The sequence below is a fragment of the Snuella lapsa genome, from assembly GCF_039539345.1.
Taxonomy (GTDB): Bacteria; Bacteroidota; Bacteroidia; order Flavobacteriales; family Flavobacteriaceae; genus Snuella; species Snuella lapsa.
The window spans coordinates 1-16,890 of sequence record NZ_BAABCY010000073.1; the positions used below are offsets into that span (position 1 = coordinate 1).

General features: G+C 36.4%; 12 protein-coding genes, 2 tRNA genes and 1 pseudogene. 2 read left to right on the plus strand and 13 right to left on the minus strand.

Going from position 1 to position 16,890, the window contains the following annotated elements; translation table 11 throughout:
• Window positions 1-102 precede the first annotated feature (102 nt).
• The 9 genes from ABD792_RS13400 to ABD792_RS13440 all read right to left on the minus strand — a co-directional run bounded on the left by ABD792_RS13400 (window position 103) and on the right by ABD792_RS13440 (window position 7,697).
• Window positions 103-177: transfer RNA gene (locus tag ABD792_RS13400), tRNA-Val, on the minus strand.
• An 87-nt stretch (window positions 178-264) separates the two neighbouring features.
• A tRNA-Val gene (locus ABD792_RS13405) sits at window positions 265-339 on the minus strand.
• Window positions 340-401: 62 nt separating this feature from the next.
• Complete coding sequence (locus ABD792_RS13410; protein WP_345006750.1) at window positions 402-1,619, minus strand: bifunctional folylpolyglutamate synthase/dihydrofolate synthase; 1,218 nt, start codon at window positions 1,617-1,619, stop codon at window positions 402-404.
• 4 nt (window positions 1,620-1,623) lie between these two features.
• The gene (locus ABD792_RS13415; RefSeq protein WP_345006752.1) at window positions 1,624-2,472 is read right to left on the minus strand and encodes an energy transducer TonB; all 849 of its coding nucleotides are present in this window, start codon (window positions 2,470-2,472) and stop codon (window positions 1,624-1,626) included.
• Window positions 2,473-2,619: 147 nt separating this feature from the next.
• The gene (locus ABD792_RS13420) at window positions 2,620-3,015 is read right to left on the minus strand and encodes an ExbD/TolR family protein (protein WP_345006753.1); all 396 of its coding nucleotides are present in this window, start codon (window positions 3,013-3,015) and stop codon (window positions 2,620-2,622) included.
• 1 nt (window position 3,016) lies between these two features.
• A complete protein-coding gene (locus ABD792_RS13425; protein WP_345006754.1) occupies window positions 3,017-3,718 on the minus strand; it encodes a MotA/TolQ/ExbB proton channel family protein in 702 nt (233 codons plus the stop codon).
• Window positions 3,719-3,839: 121 nt separating this feature from the next.
• The gene (gene nhaD, locus ABD792_RS13430) at window positions 3,840-5,234 is read right to left on the minus strand and encodes a sodium:proton antiporter NhaD (RefSeq protein ID WP_345006755.1); all 1,395 of its coding nucleotides are present in this window, start codon (window positions 5,232-5,234) and stop codon (window positions 3,840-3,842) included.
• A gap of 13 nt (window positions 5,235-5,247) precedes the next feature.
• Window positions 5,248-6,474, minus strand: a complete 1,227-nt coding sequence (locus ABD792_RS13435; protein ID WP_345006757.1) for a Glu/Leu/Phe/Val dehydrogenase dimerization domain-containing protein — start codon at window positions 6,472-6,474, stop codon at window positions 5,248-5,250.
• A gap of 158 nt (window positions 6,475-6,632) precedes the next feature.
• Window positions 6,633-7,697, minus strand: coding sequence for an anhydro-N-acetylmuramic acid kinase (locus ABD792_RS13440; RefSeq protein WP_345006759.1), 1,065 nt, complete (start codon window positions 7,695-7,697; stop codon window positions 6,633-6,635).
• A gap of 95 nt (window positions 7,698-7,792) precedes the next feature.
• Between ABD792_RS13440 and ABD792_RS13445 the strand changes: the two genes are divergently transcribed.
• Both ABD792_RS13445 and ABD792_RS13450 read left to right on the plus strand, forming a co-directional pair.
• Window positions 7,793-8,935 carry an acyl-CoA dehydrogenase gene (locus ABD792_RS13445; protein ID WP_345006760.1) on the plus strand — a complete coding sequence of 381 codons (1,143 nt, stop codon included), beginning with the start codon at window positions 7,793-7,795 and terminating at the stop codon, window positions 8,933-8,935.
• 311 nt (window positions 8,936-9,246) lie between these two features.
• A complete protein-coding gene (locus ABD792_RS13450; protein WP_345006761.1) occupies window positions 9,247-10,209 on the plus strand; it encodes a hypothetical protein in 963 nt (320 codons plus the stop codon).
• 70 nt (window positions 10,210-10,279) lie between these two features.
• Here ABD792_RS13450 and ABD792_RS13455 read toward each other — a convergent pair.
• The 4 genes and pseudogenes from ABD792_RS13455 to ABD792_RS13470 form a co-directional block, all read right to left on the minus strand.
• Window positions 10,280-11,032 (minus strand): annotated as a pseudogene (locus ABD792_RS13455) (3-keto-disaccharide hydrolase).
• Between the two features lie 48 nt (window positions 11,033-11,080).
• Window positions 11,081-11,674 (minus strand): gluconate 2-dehydrogenase subunit 3 family protein, encoded by a 594-nt coding sequence (locus ABD792_RS13460; protein ID WP_345006763.1) that lies wholly within the window; start codon window positions 11,672-11,674, stop codon window positions 11,081-11,083.
• Window position 11,675: 1 nt separating this feature from the next.
• Complete coding sequence (locus ABD792_RS13465; protein ID WP_345006764.1) at window positions 11,676-13,367, minus strand: GMC oxidoreductase; 1,692 nt, start codon at window positions 13,365-13,367, stop codon at window positions 11,676-11,678.
• A gap of 68 nt (window positions 13,368-13,435) precedes the next feature.
• Window positions 13,436-16,828 carry a DUF1080 domain-containing protein gene (locus ABD792_RS13470; protein WP_345006765.1) on the minus strand — a complete coding sequence of 1,131 codons (3,393 nt, stop codon included), beginning with the start codon at window positions 16,826-16,828 and terminating at the stop codon, window positions 13,436-13,438.
• Window positions 16,829-16,890 lie beyond the last annotated feature (62 nt).

A 16,890-nucleotide genomic window follows, 5' to 3' on the forward strand; every position in this document is an offset into this window, starting at 1 on the left:
AAACGCCTTAATGCTCTTCTTGATAGAGAATACAGAGAAAAAGTTCTTGGTTTTAAATGAAATTGCCCTGTCCAAATAGAAAAATAAATCTTAAAATATCTGTGGGTCATACTGGATTCGAACCAGTGACTTCTACCCTGTCAAGGTAACACTCTAAACCAACTGAGTTAATGACCCAATTACAATGTAAAAATATAAAATGTTTTTAATAATGTTTCGGAAATAAAAATCCCAACACCTATGGCATCGGGATTTTATATGTTGTGGGCGCGAAGGGATTCGAACCCCTGACCCCTTGGGTGTAAACCAAGTGCTCTGAACCAACTGAGCTACGCGCCCTTGCAATTGGACTGCAAAGATAAATTAGATTTTCAATTGGCAAAAACTTTTTTAAGAAATTTTCAAATAATTTCAGCCACCACAAAAGTACTGCCTCCAATAAAAATAAAATCATTGTCACCTGCATTTAACAAGGCTTTATTATAAGCCTCTTTTACAGAACTATAAGCTTCTCCCTTTAGCCCATGATTATTAAAAACCGTTTTTAGAGTTCTTTCATCTAGACCACGCGGAATATCTGGCTTGCAAAAATAATAGACTGCCTTTTGCGGCAACAGATCTATAATATCATTTAAATCCTTGTCATTTACAACACCAAAAACTATGTGCAGTGTATTGAATGTTTCTTTTGACAACTGATCCATGACGCAGGTAAGCCCTTCACGGTTATGACCTGTATCGCAAACAACTTTGGGCTCTGTTCTTAAAATCTGCCAGCGCCCCATAAGCCCTGTGTTTTTAACAACGTTCATCAACCCTTCTTTTACATGCGCTTCCAAAATAGTAAAACCACCATTTTGGAGCATCTTAATGGTTTGAACAACCGTAACCTTATTTTTATCTTGATAGCTCCCTAATAAGTCACATTTATAATTTATAGCCTCCTTCTGATCTGCAAATAAGATATTGGCATTATTGTTTCCTGCTATAGCCTTGAATACAGGAACCGTTTCTGGTTGCGTTTCACCAATTACAACAGGGACATTCGGTTTTATAATACCGCCTTTTTCAAAAGCTATTGCCTCAAGGGTATCGCCCAAAAACTGCATGTGATCTTTACCTATATTGGTAATTACCGACACTTCTGGCATTATAATGTTTGTAGAATCCAAACGCCCTCCTAAACCTACTTCTACAACTGCTACATCTACCGCTTGTTTTGAAAAATAATCGAATGCCATACCCACGGTCATTTCAAAAAACGATAAGGTATGTGCTTCAAAAAAAACTTTGTTAGTGACAATAAAGTCTACTACAAATTGTTCACTTACCATCTCTCCATTTACCTTAATGCGCTCTCTAAAATCTTTTAAATGAGGAGAGGTATAAAGCCCAACTTTATACCCCGCTTCTTGCAAAATAGATGCTAACATATGACTGGTAGAACCTTTACCATTAGTACCTGCTATATGAACGGACTTAAAAGTATTCTCGGGATGATTTAAGTATTTGGCTAACTTTAAGGTATTGGATAGATCTTTTTTAAATGCAGTATTACCTTGCCTTTGATACATTGGTAGTTGGGAGAACATCCAATTAAGTGTATCTTGATATGTCATTTTGCTACTGCCCTAAATTAAAGTTTACTTTCACAAAGCCTATTTGTTTCGCTGGCGCTTTGGAATCTGGTCTCCATTTATGCGATAGAGCTATTTTTTTAGCTGGCTCCAATAAACAAGGCGCTGTATTAGTTGTGCCTTTAACCCCGGGGGTTGCACTTATAACATTTCCGTTATTGTTGACTATAATTTTAACTATCACCATACCAGACTCATTACAATCTTGTTTTAGCTTCGTATAAGTTGCGCTACCTCTTCCATTTAATCCATAACCTACACCACCACTACCGGTACCGGGATCACCAAAATAACTAGGCGCATACGGATCCCCATCCAATTGTCCTTTATCCCCAACCCTGGAATCGTCTCCTTCACTTCCTGTTTCACTACCCTCCGACTTACTTACGCCACCTATTAGAGCATCCAGTTTTTTCTTCTTAGCTTCTTGTTCGGCTTTTTCTTTTGCTATACGCTCGGCTTCTGCTTTAGCTTTTGCCTCTGCGATAGCCTTTGCTTTGGCTTCTGCTTCTTTTTGCTTTTTTATGGCTATAGCTTCTTCATCTTCCTGGGTCAACACTTCTTCTTTAGCTTCTGAAGACTTTACAGGTTCGGCTTTTGAAGCTTCGGGTTGCGTTGGTTCATTTATTTGTTTTGGTTCTGACTTAACAGGCTTTTTGGGCTGTACTGTTCCTTTACCAAAATTGGTCGTACCAAAATTTACAGCTACCCCATACTCTTCGGGAGGATCCATATAAGGTGTTCCAACAACAAACAACAGCAATATTATAATGACCGTTATAAGTGCTGTTAACTTCGCTGAATCTTTTTCGTGTTGGGTATTGAAATATTTCATTTCATGTATTTAAAATTTTTAACCAAATAAAAAAATAAGCTATTTAGAAATTAAAAAAACATACAACCACTCGTTACACTCACTCTCATGATTTTATTTTAACCATACCATTGTATAGTTTTTGATTAAAAATTCACGCTCGTTTCACTAATTACCTGGTCTTACCGCTAAAATTACTTTAAACTTATTTCTATTAGCTATATCCATAACCTTTACCACATTTTCAACGGGCACCGATTTTTCTGCTCTTAATACAATAGTAGGCTTAGTTTGATTTGTAAGTGCTGCTAACAACTCATTTTCCAAAACACTTTCCCCTACGCGTTTTTGATCGATATAATATGTTAAATCTTTTTTAATGCTTACAGCTATCGACTTTTTATTTTCGGTTTTACCACTGGCTTTAGGCAATAAAATATCGATAGCATTTGTAGTCACCAAAGTAGAAGCTAGCATAAAAAATATGAGCAACAGAAATACAATATCCGTCATAGACGACATATTGAATTCTGGCGTTACCTTGTTTCTTCCTCTAAAATTCATCTTAAGTAGGTTCGTTTAAATGATCCAGAAACTCTAAAGAATTAGCTTCCATTTGGTATACCACCTTGTCGGTTCTTACTACCAAATGATTATAAGCGATATACGCTACAATACCAACTATTAATCCTGCCACTGTTGTTGTCATTGCTGTGTACAATCCATCGGCCAATAGCTTAATATCTATTTGCCCTCCAGAATTTGCTATTTCAAATATAGAAAGTATCATTCCAATAACTGTACCGAGAAACCCAATCATTGGAGCTGCTCCCGAAATAGTAGCCAACATACTAACATTTTTTTCTAAACCGTAAATCTCCAACCGCCCTGCATTTTCTATAGCGGTATTGATATCTGCCAAAGGCTTACCTATTCTCGATATGCCTTTACCTATTAACCTTGAAACGGGAGAATTAACTTGTGCGCATAATATCTGAGCTGAATCAATTTTACCATTGCTCACATGATCCTTTATTTGGTTCATAAAATTGGCATCAATCTTTGAAGCTGCCTTAACGGCAAACAACCTCTCAAAGTATATGTACGTTGCTAGTATTAACAACATGAACAACAAAAATATTATAACTTGTCCAGCTGTACCTCCACTACCTATAAGCTCTATTATTGAAAGTGTTTTCTCAACAGATTCACCATCTTGAATCATCTCTGTACCCTCTTGTGTGTTTTGTAATAATGTATTTAGCATATAAATTAAATTTGTTGCAATTCTATAACGCTTGTTTTTTCTTTAAAGTATACAATCCTTAAACCAATTAAATTTACCTCAAGCAACATGTTCTTTTAGTAAATTCAATGAATTCCTAATATTAAAACAAAGTTCTAGTTACCATAAAAGCAGCGGCACCAACAAGGAAACCTATTAAAGCCAACCAAGAAATCTTTTTCAAATACCAGAAAAAATCTATTTTTTCCATTCCCATAGCTACGACACCAGCTGCCGAACCAATAATTAACATACTTCCTCCAGTTCCTGCCGAATATGCAATAAAATGCCACAGTTCATTATCAATGGGTTCGTGAAACATTCCTAAACTAGCTGCTACCAAAGGTACGTTATCTATAACTGCCGAACCAATACCTAGCAATAACACTACCAAATCTGACACACCCGTATGATGTAATTCGGTACCCAACATAGGCATGGAATTTTGTAATGTTGATGCGAAATCAAATAAGATCCCCAACGATTCCAATGCAGCAACCGCCATTAAAATTCCTAAAAAGAATAAAATGCTTGGTAATTCAATTTTAGATAATGAATAGTGCACAGGACTATGGTGGGCATGTGCATCACTTTCTTCAGAATCAAAATGTGTCATACTAAATTTTGAGTTACTGTAAATTTCAGCAAAAATAGCAACAACTCCTAACGATAGCATCATTCCAACATAAGGAGGCAAATGGGTTGCCATTTTAAATACAGGAACAAAAACAATAGCTCCGAGCCCTAAATAAAGCATAGTGCTACTAAACTTAGATTTCTTTTTAACATCGGCTTCTTCTTCCATATCCAAATCCCCTTTAAACACAGGCAAAAAAGAAGCGATAAGCGATGGTACGACCATACACAAAAGTGATGGCACAAATAAATATCCAAACAAATGTCCCGATGTTACCTTTTTTCCGATCCACAACATTGTAGTTGTAACATCTCCTATCGGAGACCAAGCGCCTCCTGCATTAGCTGCAATAATGATTAGTCCAGCATACCAAATACGTATGTTTCTGTCTTTTACAATCTTTTGAAGAATGGAAATAAGTACAATTGTTGCAGTAAGGTTATCTATAATAGCAGATAAGATAAAAGCCAAAACAGAAAAAACCCATAGGATTTTTACCTTCTTCTTAGTCTTTACAAAATCTTTAATGGTAGAAAAACCATCGAAATAATCAATAATCTCAACAATGGTCATAGCTCCCAATAAAAACACCAATATTTCGGCTGTTTTTCCTAAATGATGCAACAATGTTTCTTCCATAAGATGCATTTTTTCTTCGGAAGTGAAACTACCAAACCCATCTAGCAATGCATGTTTTGCGGAATCGAACCATTGGGAGAAACTATCTAATCCCAAGGCTATTGTAGCCCAACAAATTGCCATCATTATCAATGCTGGGACGAGTTTATCCATTTTCAAACTATGCTCTAAAGTAATGGCTAAATACCCCATTACAAATACCAAAATAATTAGTGATTCCATATAGTAATTGTTGTTATATAAGTTGGCTTAATGCAATCTCAAATGCTGTTGCACTAATACCTGTTTTAGACTGATTTTTATTGTATACTTTTTCTATTGCGTTTTTTATTGTATTGGATGTATCATTGAATATGGCTTCATCGGTCATTTGTACACGACACTCCATAAAGTAAGCAAATACACGCGCCATTCCGCAATTAGATATGAAATCGGGGATGACACTTGTTTTGGAATCGGCATGCTCCATAATAGGGCCAAAAAATATTTCTTTATCTGCAAATGGCACATTGGCCCCGCATGAAATAACTTCCAAACCACTGTTTATCATTTTATCTACTTGATCGATAGTTATTAACCTAGAGGCTGCACAGGGAGCAAAAATTTCAGTTTGCACAGACCAAATTCTTTCATTAATCTCTTCAAACGGAATTAAATTTTCACTTACTAATGCGTTTCCTTTTTTAGCCAAAAACAAATCGGTTATCTCTTTAAATGTAAATCCTTCTTCTTTTATAAGCCCTCCAACAATATCAATTACCCCTACAATCTTGGCCCCCATTTGTGACAAATAAAATGCAGCTGCAGCTCCTACATTACCAAACCCCTGTATAACTGCTTTCTTACCTCTTAAGTTTCCACCATAAATGGTATAATATTGCTTAACAGCCTCGGCTACACCAAATCCAGTAATCATATCGGCTACAGTGTACTTTCTTAAAACATTTGGTGAGTAATCTGGGTTTTCAATAACTTTTATAACACCTTGTCTTAATTGTCCTATTCTATTAATTTTATCTGCTTCCGTTGGTTTAAAATGTCCATTAAAAACACCTTCTTGCGGATGCCATACGCCACTTTCTTCAGTTATAGGGATCACTTCATGGATTTCATCTACATTCAAATCCCCTCCTGTTCCATAATAGCTCTTCAACAAAGGCGACACTACTTTATACCATCGTTCTAACACCTCTTTTTTCCTTGGGTCGTTAGGATTAAAATTAATTCCTGACTTAGCACCCCCTATTGCTGGTCCAGATATGGTAAACTTAATTTCCATAGTTTTAGCCAAGGATAATACTTCATTCATATCAAGCCCCTTGCGCATACGCGTTCCTCCTCCTGCTGCTCCTCCTCTTAACGAGTTTATTACTACCCAACCTTCTGCATCTGTCTCTGCATCTTTCCAATTAAAAACAATTTCGGGAGCTTTATCCTCGTACTTCTTTAATAATTCTTTCATTTATGTATATTCGTTTGATTCTTTTTTAGCTAATGGTCTAATTCTATAGGTAATTACTACAAACGAAGCTAAAGCTGAGTCATAAGAAATATATTTAAAATCATCAAGCAACAAATATAAAAAACAAAAGTCCCTTTAGGATTAATTTTCGATTATTTTTATGGGTGGTATATTTTACCAGAGCTATGATTTTTAGACGCTCCAGTAACACTTTGAAGGCAATTCACTTCATTCCTAAGTTTTAGTACTCCTAAAAAACCAAATATTAAGGCTTCTTTGAACTCAACAATATCACTTGATGGAATTAAAACAGTATGATTTGTATGGCGATTAAGGCGTTCTATAAGAAAGTTATTATATGCACCTCCTCCTGTAATAAACACATTGGATTTACTTTTTTTGTTTACCTCTGAAGCAATTTGAACAGTTATGTGTTCAACAAAAGTTCTTAACGCATCTTTTTCTTTAATTTGAAAGGCATCAATTAAAGGGTAAACATTAGTACTTACCCATTCTAAACCTAATGATTTGGGAGCTAATTCTTTATAAAAGTGTAGTGCGTTCAATTTTTTCAACAAATCCTCATGGACTTCTCCTGAAGCCGCTACCTGACCGCCTTGATCAAATTCTAGTCCTAGACGATTAACGTACTTATTTAACACAATATTTACCGGGCAAATATCGTATGCAATACGTTTACCCTCAATTTCTGTTGAAACATTCGCAAATCCTCCCAAATTCAAACAAAAATCGTACTCCGAAAACAACAATTTGTCACCTATAGGCACCAAAGGAGCTCCTTGCCCTCTTAGCTCAACATCTTGGACTCTAAAATCACAAACAACCATTTGCCCTAGCAGCTGTGACAGCATTGGTTTATTGCCTATTTGATAAGTCACCCCTTTATCGGGCTGATGCAATGCAGTATGCCCATGCGAGCAAACAGCATCAATATGTTGTATACGGTATTTAACCAGAAATTGATTTATAACATCCGACAAGAACCTGGTATAATCATCATCAATCGCCTCCAATTGCTGCCTAGTTGAAGACACCAACTCCTTTAATCTACAACGCCAATCTTCGCTATAACTAACTGTCTCAGCATCTAAAATTTTAAAATTCCATTTTCCTTCCAACCGAAATTCAGCATGAACTAAATCAATTCCATCTAAAGATGTTCCTGACATTACACCTATTACACGATAAATATTTTTTGTCATATTTAACAAAAATAACAATATCCATTAAAGATATAACACTAAAACATTATATTTACATGTATTTTTTATCAAATCAATAATTTATTGTTGTACTTATGGATTTCAATCTTTCAGAAGAACACAAAATGATACGTGACGCTGCTCGCGATTTTGCTCAAAATGAATTACTACCGGGTGTTATTCAACGTGATGAAGAACAACACTTTCCTGATGAGCTTGTAAAGAAAATGGGGAACCTTGGTTTTATGGGTATTATGGTCGACCCAAAATATGGAGGAAGTGGTATGGATGCTATTTCCTATGTCTTGATCATGGAAGAACTTTCAAAAATTGATGCCTCTGCATCTGTAATTGTTTCTGTAAACAACTCCTTGGTTTGTTATGGTATTGAAGCCTATGGATCCGAAACGCAGAAACAAAAGTACCTTAACAAACTGGCTACAGGTGAAATTTTAGGTGCGTTTTGCCTGAGTGAGCCTGAAGCTGGAAGTGACGCTACTTCCCAGAAAACAACGGCAATTGACAAGGGGGATCATTACATTCTAAATGGCACAAAAAACTGGATCACTAATGGCGGAAGGGCTGATGTTTATTTAGTTATGGCTCAAACCGACAGAGACAAAGGATCACATGGAATCAATGCTTTTATTATAGAAAAGGGCATGGAAGGTTTCCATGTAGGCCCCAAAGAAAACAAACTGGGGATACGTGGTAGTGACACGCATACATTACAATTTAATGATGTTAAAGTTCCAAAAGAAAATAGAATAGGTGAAGACGGTTTTGGGTTTCGGTTTGCCATGAAAACCATTTCGGGAGGTCGTATAGGTATTGCTGCCCAGGCCTTAGGCATAGCACAAGGAGCCTATGAATTGGCTTTAAAATATTCTAAAGAACGTAAAGCATTTGGAACTGAAATCGCAAACCATCAGGCTATCGCTTTTAAACTAGCTGATATGCACACAGAAATCTCTGCTGCAAGGCATTTGGTAATGAAAGCTGCTTGGGACAAAGACCAAAACAACAATTACGATGTATCTAGTGCCATGGCTAAACTTTATGCTTCGCAAGTAGCCATGAAACATACCGTTGAAGCTGTTCAAATACATGGTGGCAATGGTTTTGTGAAAGACTATCATGTGGAAAGGCTTATGCGGGACGCTAAAATAACCCAGATCTATGAAGGCACATCTGAAATCCAAAAGATTGTGATTTCCAGAAGTATTACGAAGGCCTAAAATTATCCTTTACAATACAAGAAAGAGGTCTGAATAATGCCATTCAGAGCCTTTCGGCTGTTGCTCAAGACAGGCTAAAGCGAAGAATCTTAAATAATACACAAACTAATAAATGAGGTTTTAAGAGATTCTTCATTTCATTCAGAATGGCACTTCTTAGACCTCTTCTATTTCTTGTCAAACAAACTCATATGAAGCAGTAAGTTAAAGCGATACCCCCCTTATAAAGTCATTTAACTTGACAGTATTTATAGCTCTTAGATTATTTTCACTAACTTTATACAACTAGCTATAAATCAAAATTTTACATTATGAAAAATCGAGCAAGCTCTCTGGTTGTACTTTTAATTTTTATATTTCTTCTGAATTGTAAATCGGATAAAAAAGGATCTGCAGAAAAAGAGACCTCTACCGAGCAAGTTGAAACCGCTAAAAGCATTGATAAATTGGTTCGTGTTACAACAAAAAGCATGGAATTTATTTGTTCTGATACCATCTCCTCAGGATGGAACACATTTCAATACCAGAATCAATCTAACGAGACCCATTTTATCTTAATAGAGAAGTATCCTCCCGGAAAAACCATAGATACAATGGAAACTGTTGTTGTTCCTATTTTCACAAAGGGGATGGATTTAATTAATGCGGGTAAACCCGATGAAGGTTTTGCTGCTTTTGGCGCATTACCTAAATGGTTTTCTGAAATTAAATTCCTTGGAGGTGTTGGTCTCACAGGCCCTGGACAAACATCAGAATCAACAATCAAACTTGATCCAGGCCATTACATTTTAGAATGCTACGTTAAAATGCCCAATGGGAAATTTCACAGTTCCATGGGTATGGCCAAAGCAATTTTTGCAAATGATAGTGACAGTGGCAACATACCTCCCGAAACCAATGTAGAAATCACCATATCTAGCACTGAAGGTATAAATTACGGCAACGAAATTAAGAAAGGAAAAAATACTTTTTCTGTTTATTTTAAAGATCAGGTAGTACACGAGAACTTTGTTGGCCATGACGTTAATTTGGCAAAACTGGATGGTAATACCAATATTGATGCACTTGGAGCGTGGATGAATTGGGCAGATCCTAAGGGGCTCATCACTCCTGCCCCCAGTGGTGTCACATTTTTAGGTGGGGTTAACGAATCTCCTCAGGGACATACCAGTTACTTTACGGTTAATCTAACCCCTGGTACTTATGCATTTATTTCGGAAGTTCCCAATGCTTCAAAAAAAGGCATGTTAAAAACGTTTACAGTGTCAGAATAAAACAACATGCAATATATAAACAAAAAGGCCTCCAAAAAATGGAGGCCAATAAATTTCAGTCAAAAGAGACTTATAACTTTCTGATCTTTATGTTTTTGTACCAAATAAAACTTCCATGATCCTGAAGCCCTATCAATCCCGATTTTGCCTTTCCATAATCTGGATAGTCTTTCCACTTTTCAGAACTCTTACGCGTTTCCCAATCCTCTGATCAGGGCACAAACTCCACCGTTTTCTTACCATTTAACCAGTAACTAACCTTTTTATTAGTAAAAATAATACGTGAGGTATTCCATTCTCCTGCCTTTTTAACAGCTCCTTCAAAATCTGGATCATACATACCATAATCAGCTGCAACAGACTGCCAAGGCTCTAACTTTTGAGGAAACCCAATTTGATCGATTACCTGATATTCGGGTGCATTGTAATACGGTGCCTTATATTGTTCTCCTTCTATCGCATGATAAAAAATACCACTATTACCACCTTCAGCTATTTTCCACTCTAAAGACAGTTCAAACTCACCAAAAGCCTCTGCTCCATAAACAATATCACCACCTATGTCGCCTCCTTTTCCCAAAGACTTTAAGGTTCCCTTCTCAATGATCCAGCTTTCAGGTAATTTATCGCTATTAAAACCTCTCCAGCCTTCTGTTGAAGTTCCATCGAACAAATACTGCCATTTGGAGGTTTCATTGGCCTTAGTTTCATTCGTCATATCTTCTGTAGCTGTCGCTGTTTGGTTTGACTGCTTATTACCAGTATTTTTACAACTTACAATCAACAAACAAACAGCAAGCACATTAAGAAATCGTTTCATCATAAAATAGTTTTTAATTATACATTTAATTTTAATACTCAAAATTCATTTCTACAAGGTTGTACAGGCTGTATAGGTCCCCAAATAAGGATTGAAGCCTAAAAGGTTTTCTTTAACTTCTTGCGCGGTTAAATATGCAAATAGCGTATAATATCTAATAAAACATAAATACTTGTAGATATAAAACGTACCCGAATCGCTTATCTCCGACGGATCTAAACTTAGCATCTCAGCCACTTTTTCCTGATCTTCTTCACTAAGATCAAAATACGTAGAAACCATTATAGAAACTCCTGTGACAGACGCATTTGAAATATCCTTTTTAAAACGTGCCTCATATTTCTGTCGAAAAACTGTCTCTCCTTTTATAAACACCTCACGATCAGTATTGGACACAACATCACTTAAAATCAAGTCTATAAACTGAGGTGCCTTCACATCTAATGCTCCCACTTCATCTGTTGTAGGCAGGATGACCTGCACTATTTGTTCTAAAACATAGGCTTGGGACTTGTTTAAAAACTTAGGTATCCACTCTAATTGCTTTTCTCTGGCACATGACGACAATAACTGTAACAGGGTTGGCGTGGCTACAAGTCCTCCTACTGAAAGCGGCAAGGCCTTTAATAAACTTCTTCTATCCATTTCAAAATACATTCAACTTTATTTGCTTTACAGCGTGGTTAGCAGCCCGAGCAGACAGCGCCATGTAAGTAAGCGAAGGATTTTGATAAGCAGAGGAAGTCATACAGGCTCCATCAGTTACATACACATTAGGCACTGCATGAACTTGATTATTCTTATTCAATACCGAGGTTTTAGGATCGTGTCCCATTCTTGCTGTCCCCATCTCATGAATACCGTGTCCAGGAAAACAAGGCTCGTCATAGCCTTTAACATTTTTAAATCCGGCAGACTTCAACATGTTAACAGCTTCTCTTTGCATATCTTCACGCATTTTATGCTCATTCTCCTTAAACTCACAATCAAATGTTACGGTTGGAATACCCCATTCATCTTTCTTTTCGTTATCCAAATACATTTTATTGTCATGATACGGCAAACACTCTCCAAAACCAGTCATCCCAATAGTCCAGGGCCCCGGTTTTAACAACTTGTCTTTCAAAGCTTCTCCATAGGAAAGTTCTTTTATCGCACTTTGCCAATTACTCCTACTGGCACTACCTTGAAATCCGAAACCTCTCAAATATCCCTGTTTTGTCGCCTCATCTCCTAAATTTCTAAATCGAGGAATATGAAAGCTTGTTGGTCTTGCCCCTATATATGTCTTATCATCAAAGCCATCTACACTTGCAGTAGCGCCTACCTTAAAATGATGATCCATCAGGTTATGACCCAATTCGCCACTGTCGTTCCCCAAACCGTTTGGAAATCTAGCGGATGTAGAATTTAACAATATAACTGCACTAGCAACCGTTGAAGCACAGCTAAAGATAACTTTAGATGAGAACCTAAGTTTTTCATGCGTAATGGCATCTATAACTTCTACCCCACTAGCTAACTTACTCGTATCATCGTAAATAATTTTATTTACTATGGAATTAGGACGAAGTGTCATATTACCCGTTTTAGCTGCAGCGGGCAATGTTGAGGAATTACTGCTAAAGTACCCTCCAAAAAGACACCCCCTAATACATTGATTCCTGTACTGACAATTGGCTCTTCCTTCATGTGTTGTGTGACCTGTTAAATGAGCAAACCGTCCCATTATTAAATAACGGTTAGTATAGTTTTGAGCGATCTTATCTCTAAATTCCTGCTCTACACAATTCAATTCCATAGGTGGTGTAAAAATACCGTCGGGCAAATATGGCAAGTCCAATTTCTCCCCGCAAACACCAATAAAACGTTCTACTTTATCATACCACGGCGCAATGTCGTTATAACGAATGGGCCAATCTACAGCAATCCCTTCTTTTTTATTAGCTTCAAAATCCAGATCACTTAATCGTAAAGCTTGGCGTCCCCAGGTTATGGAACGCCCGCCTACATGATAGCCCCGAATCCAATCGAATCTCTTTTCTTCGTTATATGGATGCTTTAAATCATCAACAAACCAGTGCTTACTTTCTTCTCGAATAGCGAATCCTGTCCTGTTTTGTTTTCTTTGTTTTTTTAAATCTTCATCAGACACCAATCCGCGATACTTAAAGTCCCAGGGATTTTTATTTACCGTTGGATAATCTTCAATATGCTTTACCATCCTCCCTCTCTCAAGAACCAAAGTTCTTAATCCGTTCTCACATAATTCTTTGGCTGCCCACCCTCCAGAAACTCCAGTACCTATAACAATAGCATCATAAACTTCGTTTATCATTATTCTTCATTATTTAGCCGGAAAAATAAACATTTTCAAAAACTTAAACTGGTCACAATTCTTCCATTTTAGGGTGTTAAATCCTTTATTCTGATATTACGGAACCATAGTTCAGAACCGTGTCCCAGAAAACCTATATGACCACTATTCCTATTTAACCCTGGATGGTCTTTATGATCGGCCGTGCCTTTTTTTGTTGCTTCCTTAATATTTCCATCAACAATTACAGTACCATTAAGCGTTATTTTAATATGATCGCCCTTAACTTGAACTTCCTCATAGTTCCATTCGCCTACGGGTTTTAAAAATCCTCGCTTTGCGGCTATAATTCCATAAACCGAACCATGATACTGATATGGTTTCAAATTAGCATAAATAGATGCGGTATTGTCTAAAATTTGCAACTCTTTACCCATATAGGCAGCATCTCCCTTAAGTGGAGCATGAATCCCTAAACCGTTATTAGCACCGGGAGTTAACTTGAATTCGAAGCGAAAAATAAAATCTGAATACTCCTGAGCTGTAAAAAGATTTCCATGCCCTCCTTGTTTTGGACGGACAGCTATCTCATTATTATCGACAACATAATCTACTTTATTTCCAATCCAATGGTCTAGGTCTTTACCATTAAATAAAGATTTAAATCCTTCTTTTCTCTCCTCTTTGGTTAACAAATTATCTCCAGAAAAAATTTCCCTAACATATACATTTCTAAACCCTAAATCCTCTCCATGTGCTTGCAATTCTATAGCTTCTTTTGGAAAAATCTTTTGACTGCGATCCCAGTAGTTTTCTAGTGGCACATTGTCTGTTACCAATACACCGTTTAAATGAACGGTAACGCGATCTCCTACCATTTTTATACGGAATGTATTCCATTCGTCTACTGGATTATCTGCAACAACAAGTGGTTTGCTTTCCTGTTTTTGATTGTTATACAATCCACCACTACCTACTTGCGCCCCTACATTGGTTCTTGCAATATCCCATATCTGTACCTGTGGTGTTCCCCTAAGATATATACCGCTATCACCTCCGTTTGTTATCTTCCAATCTACAAGCATTTCAAAATCCCCATAATCCTTAATGGTGCATATGTTATTATAACCTTCACCTTTAAATCCTATAACGCCATCCTTAACAAACCAGTCTCTCAACATTTGCTCATTTGCTACTGCCTGCGCTTTTTCCAGAGCCTTCTTGGACATTTTTTGCCGTGCTATTGGATTTTTAACCAATCCTTCCCATCCCGTAAGGTCCTTACCATTAAAAATGGAAACAAAGCCTTCCTCTTTAGGCATATTCTCTAAAAACTCTTTCACATCAATCTTAATATATTGACTATCTGGCCCTGTTAAATTGTCAACACTCTTAGATACAATATTTCTAACCAGCGTTCCACTTAACCCATTATTCTTACCAGGAGTAGGAAGTGCTATTTTAATAACAGCATTGGAAGCTGTTGCTAACAATTCCTTTTCATCTAAAAACTCCGAAACAAATATTAATGACAAAAAGGTTTTTATGTTTCCTGCCGCTTGAATAATTTGCTTTTTCTGATCTTTCGTACTAGCATAAGGTATTAGCTTTCGTACCAACAGTAATTTTTGGTCATCTGGCGCACCAGATTTACTAACTTTCCTTAAATAACTATTAAAAGCGTTGGCTTGCAATGGTGATGTACTATTCTTAACAAATTCAAACATCACAGGAAGGGCATCATTATTTTGCCAATCAGATAAAGTTTGTAAAGCCAAAGCTTTAGTCTTTACACTTCCCGTTTTCAATTGATCTGACACAAGCTTCAATGCTTTTTTGCTACCCAAAGCAGATAGCAATGGTATCCATTTAGACTTTTCTGAAGCATTTTGATAGGCTTCATAAATAAGTTCTGAATCTACTGATTCATTAGTCTTTAAGACCGATATAATCCCTTTTTGAACATTACTTATATTAGTTTCTTCTTTTGATCCTGGAAGTAAAGCAATTAAATCTGATAAATTATCGGGCGATGCCATTAATGGTAATGCTGCGTAAATAGTTTGTTTTAAATCATTATCAGCTCCTTTTATAAGTCCTACAATAGTATTGAATTGGTCATTCGCATTACGTAAGGCCAACACATTAACCAATACTTTCTTCGCTCCAGAATTGGAACCATTTAAAGCATTTGCTAATACTTCCGAATCCTCTACAGCAACAACTCTAAGTAAAGTCGCTTCCAAAGCTTTATATTCTGCACTAGTAGTGGCTACTTTTAAAGATTTTAATAAAACGGGCAATGCTTTTTCCTTCTTTTGATAAGCCAGTGCTTTGATACCTGCTATCTTTACAGATTCATTGTTTGATTGGATAGCTGGAATCAAACATTTTTCAAAAATTACTGCATCATTATTTCTACTTAGCATGTTTACAATTAAAGGCTTGGTTTCATCTGAAGCCTTTTTGTATGCCTTTACCCATTTTAAAATGTTTACAGAAGAAAGATTTTGTGAAGCTGCTTTTAGCACAGCGGCTTTATAAGCTGCATCTCCTTTTTTAATTTCTTTCAGCAATGTTTTCGTTACATCTTCTTCGTTGACCAAATAAATCCCGGCTGATCTAAAATGCAATTGATCTTCTTCTGTACAGTTTTTAAGTAATAACGCACCTATTTCTATACTCAAATCAGTTTTTCCATTTTCTGCTAACTTATTCCCAAAACGTATTAAAGCTAAAATAGCTTTGGAATCATCTAATTTATAATTTGATGCTTTAGCTGCCGAAATTAAATACTCCATGCTATCTACAGATCCTATTTCTGCCAAGGCTATAAGGGCTCTTTGTTGAATATCTTTAGAACTTGACTTACCTAACTCATACAATAAAGCTTCAGCAGGAGCATATTGTAGTTGTCCCAACACCTCTATGAAAGCAGGTTTGTATATATTATCAGTAGTTTTAGCTGCTTCCAAAATAGTTTGCGCTGTTTCATTAGTTCCAATAGCTCTTAGTGTTGCCAAGGCTGGTTTGTGTAAATCTTTATCGGACAAATACTTACTTAGTTGTGGATTGCTTTCATTTGTTCCACAAACAATTAAACGTTCCATTAAAAAAGTTTTCACTTCATTATCCGAAGCTTTATTTAAAGCTTTAAGTAAAGCTTGCTCCACAACCTTGCTCGAATTGGCATTTTTATGGCCACCTCCATATACTGCCACACTTTGTACAGCATAACGAGCTTTCGTATCGTCTCCTGCTCCCAATGGAACCAACATATCGGTAAACTTTAGAATCCCTTCAACATCCAAACTTATCATTTCTTCCATTAACCTATTGGAATGATTTAAGTCTTTAGTTGGTAACTGAGCTAAAATATCAGCAACCTTAGTTTCTAATGTTCTATTTATTTGTCCTACTGCAATTTGCGAAGCACTTACATATAGAACAACTGCACTTATAATTGTTATAATTCTTTTCACACGAATAAATTTAAGTTAAACATTTAATTTTCAGTATTTTAATTATTATCAGTTAAGGACAC

What these genes read in the sequence shown, in the direction of transcription:
- ABD792_RS13410 (WP_345006750.1), bottom strand. Translation starts at nt 1,619, where the DNA reads ATGACATATCAAGATACACTTAATTGGATGTTCTCCCAACTACCAATG.
- ABD792_RS13415 (WP_345006752.1), bottom strand. Translation starts at nt 2,472, where the DNA reads ATGAAATATTTCAATACCCAACACGAAAAAGATTCAGCGAAGTTAACA.
- ABD792_RS13420 (WP_345006753.1), bottom strand. Translation starts at nt 3,015, where the DNA reads ATGAATTTTAGAGGAAGAAACAAGGTAACGCCAGAATTCAATATGTCG.
- ABD792_RS13425 (WP_345006754.1), bottom strand. Translation starts at nt 3,718, where the DNA reads ATGCTAAATACATTATTACAAAACACACAAGAGGGTACAGAGATGATT.
- nhaD (WP_345006755.1), bottom strand. Translation starts at nt 5,234, where the DNA reads ATGGAATCACTAATTATTTTGGTATTTGTAATGGGGTATTTAGCCATT.
- ABD792_RS13435 (WP_345006757.1), bottom strand. Translation starts at nt 6,474, where the DNA reads ATGAAAGAATTATTAAAGAAGTACGAGGATAAAGCTCCCGAAATTGTT.
- ABD792_RS13440 (WP_345006759.1), bottom strand. Translation starts at nt 7,697, where the DNA reads ATGACAAAAAATATTTATCGTGTAATAGGTGTAATGTCAGGAACATCT.
- ABD792_RS13445 (WP_345006760.1), top strand. Translation starts at nt 7,793, where the DNA reads ATGGATTTCAATCTTTCAGAAGAACACAAAATGATACGTGACGCTGCT.
- ABD792_RS13450 (WP_345006761.1), top strand. Translation starts at nt 9,247, where the DNA reads ATGAAAAATCGAGCAAGCTCTCTGGTTGTACTTTTAATTTTTATATTT.
- ABD792_RS13460 (WP_345006763.1), bottom strand. Translation starts at nt 11,674, where the DNA reads ATGGATAGAAGAAGTTTATTAAAGGCCTTGCCGCTTTCAGTAGGAGGA.
- ABD792_RS13465 (WP_345006764.1), bottom strand. Translation starts at nt 13,367, where the DNA reads ATGATAAACGAAGTTTATGATGCTATTGTTATAGGTACTGGAGTTTCT.